General features: G+C 70.6%; 13 protein-coding genes. 7 read left to right on the top strand and 6 right to left on the bottom strand.

Annotation, left to right across the window (positions count from 1 at the left end):
• Positions 1–8: 8 nt before the first annotated feature.
• The 3 genes from ACSQ86_RS23265 to ACSQ86_RS23255 all read right to left on the bottom strand — a co-directional run bounded on the left by ACSQ86_RS23265 (position 9) and on the right by ACSQ86_RS23255 (position 3,645).
• Positions 9–1,301 carry an NAD(P)/FAD-dependent oxidoreductase gene (locus ACSQ86_RS23265; RefSeq protein ID WP_436309658.1) on the bottom strand — a complete coding sequence of 431 codons (1,293 nt, stop codon included), beginning with the start codon at positions 1,299–1,301 and terminating at the stop codon, positions 9–11.
• A gap of 22 nt (positions 1,302–1,323) precedes the next feature.
• Positions 1,324–1,989: a haloacid dehalogenase type II gene (locus ACSQ86_RS23260; RefSeq protein ID WP_436309657.1), complete on the bottom strand. Its 666-nt coding sequence runs from the start codon at positions 1,987–1,989 to the stop codon at positions 1,324–1,326.
• Between the two features lie 174 nt (positions 1,990–2,163).
• On the bottom strand, positions 2,164–3,645 hold the full coding sequence (locus ACSQ86_RS23255; RefSeq protein ID WP_436305235.1) for an aldehyde dehydrogenase family protein: 1,482 nt from the start codon (positions 3,643–3,645) through the stop codon (positions 2,164–2,166).
• A gap of 238 nt (positions 3,646–3,883) precedes the next feature.
• Between ACSQ86_RS23255 and ACSQ86_RS23250 the strand changes: the two genes are divergently transcribed.
• The 7 genes from ACSQ86_RS23250 (at position 3,884) to ACSQ86_RS23220 (ending at position 10,903) form a co-directional block, all read left to right on the top strand.
• Positions 3,884–4,762 (top strand): GNAT family N-acetyltransferase, encoded by an 879-nt coding sequence (locus tag ACSQ86_RS23250; protein ID WP_436305234.1) that lies wholly within the window; start codon positions 3,884–3,886, stop codon positions 4,760–4,762.
• A gap of 5 nt (positions 4,763–4,767) precedes the next feature.
• Complete coding sequence (locus ACSQ86_RS23245) at positions 4,768–5,703, top strand: 2-hydroxyacid dehydrogenase (protein ID WP_436309656.1); 936 nt, start codon at positions 4,768–4,770, stop codon at positions 5,701–5,703.
• 268 nt (positions 5,704–5,971) lie between these two features.
• Positions 5,972–7,375 (top strand): aspartate aminotransferase family protein, encoded by a 1,404-nt coding sequence (locus tag ACSQ86_RS23240; protein ID WP_436309655.1) that lies wholly within the window; start codon positions 5,972–5,974, stop codon positions 7,373–7,375.
• A 76-nt stretch (positions 7,376–7,451) separates the two neighbouring features.
• Entirely contained in the window at positions 7,452–7,946 is a 495-nt protein-coding gene (locus ACSQ86_RS23235) for an Lrp/AsnC family transcriptional regulator (RefSeq protein WP_093112344.1), read from the top strand.
• Positions 7,947–7,965: 19 nt separating this feature from the next.
• Positions 7,966–8,346: a (2Fe-2S)-binding protein gene (locus ACSQ86_RS23230; RefSeq protein ID WP_436305231.1), complete on the top strand. Its 381-nt coding sequence runs from the start codon at positions 7,966–7,968 to the stop codon at positions 8,344–8,346.
• On the top strand, positions 8,343–9,749 hold the full coding sequence (locus tag ACSQ86_RS23225; RefSeq protein ID WP_436309654.1) for an FAD-dependent oxidoreductase: 1,407 nt from the start codon (positions 8,343–8,345) through the stop codon (positions 9,747–9,749). Before ACSQ86_RS23230 ends, ACSQ86_RS23225 begins: the two co-directional genes overlap by 4 nt.
• Complete coding sequence (locus ACSQ86_RS23220; protein WP_436309653.1) at positions 9,746–10,903, top strand: NAD(P)/FAD-dependent oxidoreductase; 1,158 nt, start codon at positions 9,746–9,748, stop codon at positions 10,901–10,903. Before ACSQ86_RS23225 ends, ACSQ86_RS23220 begins: the two co-directional genes overlap by 4 nt.
• Before the next feature lie 338 nt (positions 10,904–11,241).
• On the opposite strand, the gene ACSQ86_RS23215 is transcribed toward ACSQ86_RS23220, so the two are convergent.
• Genes ACSQ86_RS23215 through ACSQ86_RS23205 form a run of 3 tightly spaced genes read right to left on the bottom strand, consistent with a single transcriptional unit; the run spans position 11,242 to position 13,513 of the window.
• Positions 11,242–11,595, bottom strand: coding sequence for a cupin domain-containing protein (locus ACSQ86_RS23215; RefSeq protein ID WP_436309652.1), 354 nt, complete (start codon positions 11,593–11,595; stop codon positions 11,242–11,244).
• Entirely contained in the window at positions 11,592–12,818 is a 1,227-nt protein-coding gene (locus tag ACSQ86_RS23210; RefSeq protein WP_436309651.1) for a M20 aminoacylase family protein, read from the bottom strand. Before ACSQ86_RS23210 ends, ACSQ86_RS23215 begins: the two co-directional genes overlap by 4 nt.
• Positions 12,815–13,513, bottom strand: coding sequence for an HAD-IA family hydrolase (locus tag ACSQ86_RS23205; RefSeq protein WP_436293259.1), 699 nt, complete (start codon positions 13,511–13,513; stop codon positions 12,815–12,817). Before ACSQ86_RS23205 ends, ACSQ86_RS23210 begins: the two co-directional genes overlap by 4 nt.
• Positions 13,514–13,665 lie beyond the last annotated feature (152 nt).

Below are 13,665 nucleotides of genomic sequence, written 5' to 3'. Positions count from 1 at the left end.
AAAGGCGCTCAGGCCAACCTGTCCTTGAGCGTGTAGTAGAGGCCGATCGCCGGCAGGAACCACGGCGGGCCGAAGTGGCCGGGAATGGCGGGCCAGTCGCGGCCCCGCCAGGGGTTGGCGAGCGCGTCGCCGCCCATCACGGCGGCCATGCGCTCGCCCATGTGGACCGACATCTGCGTGCCGTGGCCGCTGTAGCCCATCGCGTAGTAGAGGCCGTTGCGCTCGCCGGCGTGGGGCAGGCGGTCCTGCGTCATGTCGACCAGGCCGCCCCAGCAGTAGTCGAGCCTCACGGCGCCGAGCTGCGGGAAGGTCTCGGCCAGTCCCGCGCGCAGGATCTCGCCGCTTGCGGCATCGGTCTGCGGGCTCGAGACCGCGAAGCGCGCGCGCCCGCCGAACACCAGCCGGTGGTCGGCGGTGAGCCGGAAATAGTGGTGGATGTTGGCCACCGTCACGTAGGTGCGCCGGGCCGAGAGCAGGGCCTGCGCGCGGTCGGCGCCGAGCGGCTCGGTGACGACGATGAAGCTGCCGATCGGCACGATGCGGCGGCGCAGCCAGCCGAAGCTGCCATAGCCGCCGTGGCGCGTGGCGCCCGTGGCCAGCAGCACCTGCTGCGCGCTGACGGTGCCGCGCTCGGTGTGCAGCCGGTGCGCATGGCCTTGGCCCAGGCGCTCGAGGCGGCGCACGCTGGTGCCGGTGTGGATCTGCGCGCCGCTGCGCTCGGCCGCCGCGGCCAGGCCCTGGGCGAAGCGGCCCATGTGCATCTGGCCGCTGCGTTTGTAGAGCAGGCCGCCGTGGAAGCGCTCGCTCTGCACCTCGGCGTGCACGCGCGCCGCGCCGAGGATCTCGACCTCGCTGTCCACGCCGTCGGCGATGAGGCGCTCGGCACTGCGTTCGAGCGCGGCCATCTGGTTCGGCCGCGTCGCGAGCTTGAGCTTGCCGTTTCGCAGGAAGTCGCAGGCTATGGCCTCGTCGCGCACCAGCCGCGCCACCGTGTCCACCGCGTCGTCGTAGGCGCGGTACCAGGCACGGGCGCGCTCGACGCCGACCTTGGCGGCGACATCGGCGTAGTCCACCGCCAGTCCGTTGTTGACATGCCCGCCATTGCGGCCCGAGGCTTCGGCCGCCACGCGCTCGCCGGCCTCCAGCACCGCCACGGTGGCGCCGCGCTTGGCCAGCGCCAGCGCCGCCGACAGGCCCGTGAAGCCGCCGCCCACGATCGCAACGTCGACCTGCGCCGGCAGCTCGCACGAGCGCGGAACGAAGGCGGGCGCCGAATCGGTCCAGTAGGAGTCGAGCTTCATGGCGTGCGGCGGCTGGAGAAGATCAGAGACCCACGACGCCGGGCAGGCCGCCGATGTCCTTGATCTCGACGTAGCGGTAGGCCGGATTGCCCGGGCCGTGGCCGCGGTTGACGAACACCTTGTTGACGATGCCCAGGTCGTCCGCCGACATCAGGTCGTAGCGCAGGCTGGAGGACACGTGCAGCACGTCTTCGGGGTTGCAGCCCAGCGAGTCGAGCATGTATTCGAAGGCCTGCAGGCGCGGCTTGTAGGCCTGGGCCTGCTGCGCGGTGTAGACGCGATGGAAGGGCGCGCCGAGCATGGCCACGTTCTTCTGGATCTGGTTGTCCGATGCGTTCGACAGGATCACCAGCGGGATCTCCTTGGCAATCTTGGCCAGGCCGGCGGGTACGTCCTCGTGCGGAGTCCAGGTCGGCACCGCGTCGTAGTACTTCTGCGCTTCGTGGTCGAAGTACTGGATCTTCCACTTCTTGCACAGCCGCCGCACCGCGTTCTTCAGCACCACCTCGTAGGGCTGCCAGTCGCCCAGCACCTCGTCGAAACGGTAGGCGGTGAAGTCGGCGATGAACTGCTCCATCTGTTCGGCCGGAATGCGGTCAGCAAAGATGTCGCGCGTAAGTTCGCCCATGCGAAAGCGCGTGAGGGTGCCGTAGCAGTCGAAGGTGATGTACTTGGGACGGAAGCTCATGATGGTCTCGGTTCCTTGGATGGCAAATGCGACAAACTCATTACGAAGCGATTGCAGCACGCACAAGCGCTCGGGTTGTAGGGAAATGGGGCGCCAGGCGCACGAAAGCTGCGGTTTGGAGGGGGTGCGGCGGCATGCCGTGCGGTCTGCCCCTCGCGTGTGCAGCCGCGCACCTCAGTGCGTCGCGGCGAAGTCGATCAGCACGCTTTTGAAGCGGAGGTTGGCCTCGACCGCCTGGCGGCCCAGGTCCTTGCCGATGCCCGACTGGTGGTAGCCGCCGGTGGGGATGACGAAGTCGGCGCTGCGCCCGTAGCGGTTGATCCAGACGGTGCCGGCGGAGATGCCGCGCATCGCGCGCAGCGCGCGGCCGATGTCGGCGGTGTGCACGCCGGCCGCCAGGCCGTAGTGTTCGTGGGCGGCCAGCGCCAGGCCTTCCTCTTCGTCGCCGAAGGTCTGCACCGTGAGCACCGGCCCGAAGATCTCTTCCTGCACGGCCGGGTTGGCCGCGTCCACGCCCTCGATCAGCGTGGGCCGGAAGTAGGCGCCGCCGGGGCCGCCGTCGAACAGGCCGCCGCCGCAGCGCATGCGGCCGCCGGCCTCGCGCGAGCGATCGACGACGTCCTGGATGCGCCCGGCCTGCAGCGCCGAGATGATGGGCGGCAGCGTGGCCGCGTCGTCCCAGGTCGCGCCCGGGCGCAGCGCTTCGAAGCGCGCGGCGATGCCTTCGACCAGCGCATCGGCGATGCCGCGCTGCACGATCAGCCGCGAACCGGCCACGCACACCTGGCCCGCGTTGCCGGTGATCGCGCCGGCGATCATGCCGGCCAGGCGGTCCACATCGGGCGCATCGTCGAACACCAGCTGCGGGCTCTTGCCGCCCAGCTCCAGCGTCACCGGCTTGGGGCCGGTCAGGGCGCAGGCGGCCATGATGGCGGCGCCCGTGCGGGTGGAGCCGGTGAAGGTCATTTTCGAGATCAGCGGATGCCGCGAGAGCGCGTCGCCCGTGGTGCGGCCATCGCCCTGCACGACGTTGAAGAGGCCGGGCGGCACGCCGGCCTCGACGGCCAGCTCGGCCAGCCGCAGAGCGGAGAAGGGCGTCAGTTCCGAGGGCTTGAGCACCACCGCGTTGCCGGCGGCCAGCGCGGCGCCGACCTTCCACGACACCATGACCAGCGGGAAATTCCACGGCGTGATGGCGCCGACCACACCATAGGGTTCGGCCACCACCATCCCCAGATGATCGTGGCGCGTGGCCGCGACCTCGCCGCCGAGCTTGTCCGCGTACTCGGCGAAGAAGCGCAGGCCTTCGGCCGTGAACGGTACGTCCCAGGCGATGGCGTCGCGCACCGGCCGCGTGGAGCACACGGCCTCCAGCGGCCCGAGCCGCGCCGCGTCGGCTTCGATCAGATCGGCCCAGCGGCGCAGCACGCGCGCGCGTTCGCGCGGCGCGCGGCGTGCCCAGTCGCTCGCGCGCCACGCGCTCCAGGCATCGTGCACGGCAGCGTCCACGGTGGCCGCATCGGCCAGCGGAAGCTCGGCATGCGGCTGGCCGTCGGAGGGCCGCTGCACGACCATGCGGCCGCCATCGGGGACCAGGCGTCCGCCGATGAAATGGCCCGAGGGCAGGTGGATCTGTCGCGGGTCGAAGACTTGCATGGTGGACTTTCGATGGCAATCTGTTGCCGAAACGCGAGGTCGCGAAACGGCGCTCGATGCTAGGCAGGTTGGCGCGGCATTTGTGTGCGTAAGCGCGCGCGCTGCCGCATCGAATTGCGAAACCCGGGGCCGCGACAGGCGAAGCTTGCAAGTTGCGGCGAAGCGCGAATTGGGTCTGGCGAAAGGCGCGGATGTCGTCCAAGATGACCTGCCTTTTCGCTGCAAAAAGACCTTCCCGATGCCTGCCCAGACACCGAATGCACCTGCTCTCGACGGCGTGGTGCTGAGACCAATGACCGCCGCGGACCTGCCGCTCGCACATGCACTGACGGCGGAGCTGCGCTGGCCGCACCGCCCCGCGGACTGGGAGCAGGTGTTCGCGCATGCCGAGGGCATCGTCGCCGAGCGCGACGGCGAGCTCGTCGCCACCGCGCTGCGCTGGCGCTGGGGCGAGCGTCACGCCACCATCGGCCTCGTGATCGTGGCGCCGGCCTGCCAGGGTCGCCGCCTCGGCCACCGGCTCATGAGCGCGCTGCTCGAAGGCCTGGACGCGCACACGGTGCTGCTGCATGCGACCGCCGACGGGCGCGGCCTGTACGAACGGCTGGGCTTCGTGCGCACCGGCGAGCTGCGCCAGCACCAGGGCACAGCGCAGCCGGCGCCGCTGGTCGCGCTGCCGCCCGGCTGGCGCCTGCGGCCCGCCGGCCTGCACGAGGCGCCGGCCTTGCAGGCGCTCGACGCAGCGGCACGCGGCATGCCGCGGGATGCGCTGATCGCCGATCTGCTGGCCAGCGCCGACGCCTGCGTGGTGCTCGACCATGACAACGAGCCGCGCGGCTTCGCGATGCTGCGCCGCTTCGGGCGCGGGCATGCGATCGGCCCCGTGGTCGCGCCCGATGCCGAAGGCGCGAAGGCGCTGATCGCGCATCTCGCCGGCCTGAACGCCGGCCACTTCACGCGCATCGACATCGACTTCGCGAGCGGGCTGGCCGAATGGCTCGAGAGCATCGGCCTCTTGCGCGTGGACGCGCCGACGACGATGGTGCGCGGTGCGCCGCTCGCCACGCCGCCGGGCGGGCCGGCGCTGTTCGCGATCGTGACCCAAGCCGTCGGTTGATGGCGATGGGCGCGACCACCTTCCTCTACAAGTCCGACCCGGTGCGCGGCCGCCAGTGGGCCGAGGTGTTCCGGCGCCGCGCACCCGAGATCGACTTCCGCATCTGGCCCGACATCGGCGAACCCGCGCAGGTGCGCTTTCTTGCGGCCTGGGAGCCGCCGGAGGATCTGGCCGAGCGCTTTCCGAATCTCGAGGTGCTGTTCTCCTCCAGCGCAGGCGTCGACCAGTTCGACTTCGCGGCATTGCCGGCCGCACTGCCGGTGGTGCGCATGGTGGAGCCCGGCATCCTGCGCGGCATGGTGGAGTACGTCACGCATGCGGTGCTCGGCCTGCATCGCGACATGCCGCGCTACCGTCGCCAGCAGCAGGAGGCCCAGTGGCGCCCGCTGCCAGTGCGGCCCGCTGGCGAGCGGCGCATCGGCGTGCTCGGGCTCGGCTCGCTCGGCCAGGCCGTGCTGGCGCAGCTCGTCGGCCTGGGTTTCGATTGCGCGGGATGGAGCCGCTCGCGGCATGCGCTCGACGGCGTACGCTGCCATGCGGGCACCGACGAGCTGCAGTCCTTCCTCGCGCGCACCGAGATCCTCGTGTGCCTGCTGCCGCTCACCGATTCGACGCGCGGTTTTCTCGATGCCCGGCTGTTCTCGATGCTGCCTGAAGGCGCAGGGCTGGTGCACGTGGGCCGCGGGCCGCAGCTGATCGATGCCGATCTGCTGGCCGCATTGGCCAACGGGCAGATCGGCGATGCCGTGCTCGACGTGACCGACCCCGAGCCGCTGCCGCCGGAGCATGCTTTCTGGCGCCATCCGAACATCCAGCTCACGCCGCACATCGCGAGCATGACGCAGCCGCTGAGTGCGGCAGAGGTGGTGCTCGACAACCTGCAGCGCTTCGAGGCAGGCGAACCGATGCTCGGCCTGGTCGATCGGGCTCGCGGGTATTGAGATTCACCCGCACCGTTCGAGATGCACGTTCGCCCTGAGATCCACCCACACCGCTCGCCCTGAGCTTGTCGAAGGGCTTGCGTTGAACCGGCTTCGACAAGCTCAGCCCGAACGGTTCTCGGTGCGCACCGCAGGATCTGCTGTAGCAACTCGCACAACCGCAGCCTGCTTTGCGCGAGGACCCCAAAGCAGCACCACCCGATGCGGTGCGCCGCCTAAGCTGATGGCCATCGAAAGCCTCTTCGCTCTCGCTCCATCCGACACCGACATGACGCATCCCACCGCATTGCCCCACCACGCCGCGCTCGACGCGATCGACCGCGCGCATCTGATCCATCCCGTCTCGCCCTGGCGCGTGCACGAGCAGCGCGGCCCCACCGTGCTCGCCTCGGGCCGCGGCGCGTGGCTCACCGATGCCGACGGCCACGAACTGCTCGACGCCTTCGCCGGCCTGTGGTGCGTGAACGTGGGCTACGGGCAGGAGAGCGTGGTGCAGGCTGCGGCCGAGCAGATGCGCCGCCTTCCCTATGCGACGGGCTACTTCCACTTCAGCAGCGAGCCGGCCATCCGCCTGGCCGAGAAGCTGGTGCAGATCACGCCGGCATCGCTGACCCGCGTGTACCTGACGCTCGGCGGCTCCGAGGCGATCGATGCCGCGGTGCGCTTCATCGTGCAGTACCACAACGCGATCGGCAAACCGGCGAAGAAGCAGTTCATCTCGCTGGAGCGCGGCTACCACGGCTCTTCGTCCACCGGCGCCGGCCTGACCGCATTGCCGGCCTTCCACCGCGGCTTCGACCTGCCGCTGCCCACGCAGCACTACATCCCGTCGCCCTACGCGTATCGCCATGCGGACGGCGCCGACCCGCAGGCGCTGATCGCAGCATCGGTTGCCGCATTGCGCGCCAAGGTGGCCGAGCTGGGCGCCGACAACGTGGCCGCCTTCTTCTGCGAGCCGATCCAGGGTTCGGGCGGCGTCATCGTGCCGCCCAAGGGCTGGCTGAGGGCGATGCGCGAGGCCACGCGCGAGCTCGGCATCCTCTTCGTCGTGGACGAGGTCATCACCGGCTTCGGCCGCACCGGCCCGATGTTCGCGTGCGAGGCCGAGGGCGTGGAGCCCGACCTGATGACCATGGCCAAGGGCCTGACCGCGGGCTACGTGCCGATGGGCGCGACGATGATGTCGGAGCAGGTCTATGCCGGCATCGCCGACGGCGCGCCCGCGGGCGCGTCGGTCGGCCATGGCGCCACATACTCGGCGCATCCGGTCGGCGCCGCGGTCGCGCTGGAGGTGCTGCGCCTTTACGAGGAAGGTGGCGTGCTCGCCAATGGCCAGCGCGGCGCGGCCCATTTCGCGGCCGGGCTCGACGCGCTCTCCGCGCACCCGCTGGTGGGCGATGCGCGCCACCGCGGTCTGCTGGGTGCCCTGGAGCTGGTAAGCGACAAGGCGAGCAAGCGCGGCTTCGATGCCGGGCTGGGCCTGTCCGAGCGCATCTTCGCCGCCGGCTATCGCAACGGCCTGGTGTTCCGCTCCTTCGGCGACCACATCCTCGGTTTTGCGCCGGCGCTCACCTTCACCGAGGACGAGTTCGCGCAGATGTTCGCGCGCCTGAAGAAGACGCTCGACGAGGTGCTCGACGCGCCCGACGTTCGCGCTGCATTGACGGCCTGAGCGAAAGCCCGCGCGCCGCCCCGCAACCCATCGAGACAGACGCAGAATCGGGCTCTCTTCGTTTTTCGGCGCCGCCATGTCAGAAGCCTTCAAGATCGACCGACTCGACCTGCGCATCCTGGCGCAGTTGCAAAAGAACGGGCGCATGACCAACGTGGACCTGGCGGACGCGGTGGGCCTCTCGCCCAGCCCCTGCCTGATCCGCGTGAAGCGGCTGGAGCAGGCCGGCTACATCGCCGGCTACGGAGCGCACCTGCGGCTCGAGAAGCTCGGCGATACGCTGACCGTGTTCACCGAGGTCACGCTGTCCGACCACCACCGCGAGGACTTCGTGCGCTTCGAGGCCGCCATCCGCGAGGTCGACGAGGTGCTCGAATGCCACCTGGTGAGCGGCGGCTACGACTACCTGCTGCGCTTCCTGACGCGCGGCGTCAACCACTACCAGGAAGTGATCGAGGAACTGCTCGAACGCAACATCGGCATTGCGAAGTACTTCAGCTACATCGTCATCAAGTCGCCGTTCATCAAGACGCACTGTCCGATCGAACGGCTGTTTCCCAACCAGCGCTGACGGCGCTTCCGTTTCGTCCATGCCCGACACCCCGCCTCGCTTTTATCCGCCCGCCCGCTTCGTGCGGCTGGCCGAAACCGACAGACCCACGCTGATGCTGCAGATCGACGGCCAGCCGGCCACCGCGCTGGCCGGCGATACCCTGCTGGTGGCGCTGCTCGCCCACGGCCGGCGCGTGCGCGACAGCGAGTTCGGCGACGGGGCGCGGGCCGGCTTCTGCCTGATGGGCGCCTGCCAGGACTGCTGGGTGTGGACGCCGGCCGGCGAGCGCCTGCGCGCCTGCTCCACCCCCGTGACGGCGGGCATGTCGGTGTGCACGCGGCCGCCCGCGCAGCACTGGCCGGCGACGCCGGACCTGCTGCAATCCCTGCAGCGCCATGCCCCGGGGGCGGCAGCATGAGCCCTGCATCGCTCGCTCATCTCGCACGCATCGTCGTGGTCGGCGCCGGCCCCGCCGGCGTGCGCGCGGCGCAGGCCCTTGTGCAGGCCGGGCTGCGGCCCATCGTCATCGACGAAGGCCGGCGCGACGGCGGCCAGATCTACCGCCGCCAGCCCGAAGGCTTCAAGCGCCCCTACGCCAAGCTCTACGGCACCGAAGCCGAGAAGGCGCAGGCCTTGCATCGCGATTTCGATGCGCTGCGCGGACAAATCGACTACCGCAGCGATACGCTGGCCTGGAATGTGAGCGAAGGCGCGCTGCACGTGGTGCGCGAGGGCGAGCCGCAGACGCTGCCCTTCGATGCGCTGCTGGTGTGTTCCGGCGCCACCGACCGCCTGATGCCCGTGCCCGGCTGGCAGCGCGCCGGCTGCTACAGCCTGGGCGCCTCGCAGATCGCACTGAAGGCGCAGGCCTGCGCGATCGGCGCGCGCGTCGTCTTCCTCGGCAGCGGACCGCTGCTGTACCTGGTCGCGTCGCAGTACGTGCAGGCCGGTGCGCAGGTGGCGGCGGTGCTCGACACTGCGCCGGCCGCCAAGCCCTGGGGCGCCGTGGCCGGCCTCTTCGCGCGGCCACGGCTCGCGCTGCGCGGCCTCGCGCTGATCCGCGGCCTGCGCCGTGCCGGCGTGCCGGTGCTGCAGGGCGTGACGCCGCTTCGCATCGACGGCGACGATGACCTCGGCGTGCAGGCCGTGGCCGTGCGAGATGCCCAAGGACGCGAGCAGCGCTTCGAATGCGATGCGGTCGGTCTGGGCTGGCATCTGCGCGCCGAGACGCAACTGGCCGATCTCGCGCGCTGCGAGTTCGACTTCGAGCCGCTGAGCCGGCAGTGGCTGCCGCGCATCGATGCCGACGGACGCAGCAGCACGCCGGGCGTCTTCCTCGCCGGCGACGGCGCCCGCATCCTCGGGGCCGACGGCGCCGAGGCCGCCGGCCGGCTGGCCGCGCTGGCGGCGCTCGCCGACCTGAGTCACGCGCCGGGCCGCGTGCTGTACGACGCCGAGTCCGCCGCGCTGCGCCGCACGCTGGCGCAGATGGACCGCTTCCGCGAAGGCCTGGCGCGCGCCTTTCCCTGGCCGCACGCGCAGGCCGCGGCACTGCCCGACGATGCGGTGGTGTGCCGCTGCGAAGCCGTGACGGCCGGCGAACTGCGGCGTTGCGTCAACGAGATGGACAGCCGCGAAGTCAACCGCGCCAAGGCCTTCAGCCGCGTCGGCATGGGCCGCTGCCAGGGCCGCTTCTGCGGCCATGCGTCGGCCGAGATCGTGGCGCAGGCCTGCGGTATTCCTGTCGAGCAAGTGGGACGGCTGCGCACGCAGGCGCCGGTCAAGCCCCTGATGATGAATACGCGCGAGGTGCAGGCATGAGCCCGGGAACACATGACACCGACGTGCTGATACTGGGCGGCGGCCTGATGGGCACCACCGCCGCCTTCTTCCTGCGCCGCGAGCACGGCCTGTCGGTCACGCTGCTCGAGCGCGAGCTGGTGGGCCGCCAGGCCAGCGGCACCAACTTCGGCAATGTGCGGCGCCAGGGCCGCGCGCTGGCGCAGATGCCGCTGGCCAATCGCGCGCGCGCCGTCTGGGGCCGCGTGAAGGAACTGCTGGGCGAGGACCTGGAGTTCGTGCCCTACGGCCATCTGCGCGTCTGCTACACCGAGAAGCAGGCCGCGGTGCTGGAGCAGCATGCGAAGGACGTGAAGCCGCTGGGCCTCGACCTGGAGCTCTTCAGTGCCGGGCAGCTGCGCCGGCGCTGGGGCATCTTCGCGCCCGAGGTGGTGAGCGGTTCGCTCTCGCCGAACGATGGCCATGCCAACCCGCGTCTGGCCGGCCCGGCCTTCGCGCGCGCGGCGCGGCGCGCCGGCGCGAACATCGTCGAGCATGCCGAGGTGATGCACGTCGAGCGCGACGGCACCGGCTTCGTCGCGCACACGGCAGACGGCCGGCGCTTTCGCGCGCCGCAACTGCTGGTGGCCTGCGGTGCCTGGTCGAACCGCATGGCCGAGCAGTTCGGCGAAGCCGTGCCGATGGACGCGCGCGGCCCGCAGATGGGCGTGACGGAGCCGCTGCCCTATGCCATCGGCCCGTCGATCGGCGTCTCATCGCCCATCGAGCACGAAGGCCTGTACTTCCGCCAGATCGCGCGCGGCAACATCGTCTTCGGCGGCGGGCTCAAGGGGCCGGCCCATGCCGACCTGATCCGGGCCTACGTGAAACCGGACAACGTGCTGCGCCAGCTGCGCGAGCTGCGACGCCTGGTGCCGGCCTTCGAGCACGTGCAGCTGATCCGCGTGTGGAGCGGCATCGAGGGCTACACCGGCGACTGGCAGCCGGTGATCGGCCCCAGCGCCCGCGTGCCGGGCCTGCACTACGCCTTCGGCTTCAATGGCGAGGGTTTCGCGATCAGCCCGGGCGTGGGCGAGACGATGGCCGAGCTGATCGCGACCGGGCACACTTCGACGCCGATCGAGAGCTTCTCGATCGGCAGGTTCGCTTCCGAGTTGGCGAAGCAGGTGGCCTGAAGCGGCTTGGCTGGAGCGTCCGGGTGCGGTGGTGAGCGGTGTGCCCTGTGCCGGCCGACGTCACCGGCCCTTCGGGCTTCCCTGCGCTGCTCGCGCCGGGCGGGGTCTCGCTCAAACTCGCTTCGCTCAAACAGCCGCGAGCCCTGATCCGCCTGCCGCTGCGCTGCTCGGCAGTGCCTCAACGGCCGGCACAGGGCATACCGCCCACCACCGTGGACACGCTGCTGCCTTGCTCCCTCTCCCTCCGGGAGAGGGCTGGGTTGGGGTCGCACGGCCCGTACCGCGTACCGGGCGTGCGTCCAGAGCCAAGATCCTATGCACTCCGGGCCTGGCGGGCCCTACATCGCCATCACGACAAACACCTTGCGCAGGGTCTCATGCACATGCCATTCGCCAGTGGTGTGCTGCGGAAAGAACAGCGTGTCACCCGCGCGGATCCGAAGCGGCTCGCCGCCGGTCGGCGTGAAGGTGCAGGCGCCCGCGAGGATGTGCATGACCTCGGCGTTGGGCAGCTGGCGCTCGAAGCGGCCCGGTTCGCATTCCCAGATGCCGCTGTTGTTGCCGCCGGCGCCTGCCAGCTCGACGTCGATGCCGCGCAGGCGGCACGGCGGCTGGCTCAGCGGGCGCGCGGGCGTGCCCTGGTCTTGCAGGCCGCCGATGGTGGCCGATTGGTGCAGAACGGTGATGCTCATGAGGATGAAGAGGAAAGAGGAGGAGGGGATGCGGGTTCGGCTGCCGGGGCAAGGGCGCGCTCGGCCACCTCGCAGAACCAGCGCACGCCCAGCGGCAGCGCATCGTCGTTGAAGTCGTAGCAGGGGTGGTGCAGCGCGCGATCGCCCTCCGGGCCCGGATCGGCGCGGCCCTGGCCCAGCCACAGGTAGGCGCCGGGCCGGCGCTTCAGCATGAAGGCGAAGTCCTCCGAGGTGAAGGCCGCGCGCGGCGCCGTGTCGGCTTGCAGGCCGATGGCGTTGGCCGCGGCGAGCGCGAGGGCGGCCTCGTCGCTGGTATTGACCGTGGCCGGGTAGTAGCGCACGTAGTTGACTTCGGCCTGGGTGCCGCTGGCCAGCGCCACACCGTCGACGGTGGCGCGCAGCGCCGCCTCGATGCGGTCCTGCGATGCGGCGTCGAAGCTGCGCACGGTGCCGGTGATCGACACCTGCGCGGGCAGCACGTTGTGGCTGTGGCCGCCTTCGATGCGTGTCACCGACAGCACCGCCGATTCGCCGGGGTCGATGCGGCGCGAGACGATGGTGTGCAACTGGGCGACGAGCTGGCTCGCGGCGAGGATCGCGTCGGGCGTGTGATGCGGCTGCGCCGCATGGCCGCCGCGGCCGCGCAGCACGATGTCGAAGCGGTCGGCCGCGGCCATGATCGGGCCGGCCCGCGTCTGCGCGTGGCCCAGCGGCAGGTCGGGCCAGTTGTGCAGCGCATAGACGCTGTCGCAGGGGAAGCGCTCGAACAGGCCGTCATCGATCATCGCGCGCGCACCGCCCTTGCCCTCTTCGGCCGGCTGGAAGATGAAGTGCACCGTGCCGTCGAAGCGGCGCGAGCGCGCCAGCTGGCGCGCGGCGCCGATCAGCATGCTGGTGTGGCCGTCGTGCCCGCAGCCGTGGTGCACGCCCGGCGTGCGGCTGGCGTGGGCGGCGCGCCCGAGCTCGACCATCGGCAGCGCGTCCATGTCGGCGCGCAGGCCCACGCTGCGCACGCCGCTGCCGCAGCGCAGCGTGCCGACCACGCCGGTGCCTCCGACCCCTTCATGCACTTCGAGGCCGAGGAGCCGCAAGGCCGCAGCCACCACGCCGGCCGTGCGCCTTTCCTCGAACGCGAGTTCCGGATGCGCATGCAGGTCGCGCCGCAGCGCGACCAGTTCTGGCAGCAGGTCGGCGACCGGCGCGGCGATCGCCTGCAGCGTCAACGCCCGGCCTCGACGGCATCGGCCAGCTCGGCCAGCGTGTGGAAGTGGTAGTCGGGCTGGGTGTGCTTGGACTCGAGCGTGCCGCCCGAACCCTTCTGCCCATGGCGCCGTTCGATCCAGCAGGTGGTGATGCCCAGCTGCTTGGAGATGCCGATGTCGTGGTACTGGCTTTGCGCCACGTGCAGGTTGTCCGCCTGCTTGTAACCCCAGGCGCCTTCGAAGCGGCCGCGGGCGTAGGCGAAGTAGCGTGCATCGGGCTTCTCGCACAACGCGTCGTCGCAGCTCAGCAGCATGTCGAAGGGAGAGCCCAGCGTCTTGTCGAAATGGGCCAGCGCCCACTGCTGCGCGTTGGTCATGGTCACCAGCTTGAAGCGCTTGCCGAGCCGCTTCAGTGCTTCCACCGAATCGGGGAACGCCGGCCACTGCGCCACCGAATCGCGCAGGCCCTGCGCGAGCGCGTCGGTGTCGGGCAGGCCGAGTTTCGGCGCGATGGCGTGCCAGCAGCGCTCCAGATCGTCGGGGTACCAGCCGGCCTTGCCGTCGGCGCGCGCATAGCGGTAGGCGGCGAGGAAGTCCTCGTCCGTCACGCGGGCCTCGGGCACGGCAGAGCGCAGGTAGGCGAGCATGCCGCCCTCGAAATCGATCAGCGTGCCGACGACGTCGAAGGTGAGCACCTTGAAATCTTGCAGGGACATGGTGAAAGCTCCAGTGATGACGGCAATGCCGGTTGCCATGAGCATAGGGGCCGCTTTCTGCATGGCCGAACCGAACTGGGTCTGCGCCGCGGCACAGGATTTCGTTGTCCGCGCCTTGCCGGCATCTTCTTCTGCCGCGTGCGACCCGCCGA

The organism is Variovorax sp. LjRoot130 (assembly GCF_964253755.1).
Classification (GTDB): domain Bacteria; phylum Pseudomonadota; class Gammaproteobacteria; order Burkholderiales; family Burkholderiaceae_C; genus Variovorax.
Note: the sequence above shows the minus strand (reverse complement) of the source record. Positions and strands in the feature narration are given on the sequence as shown.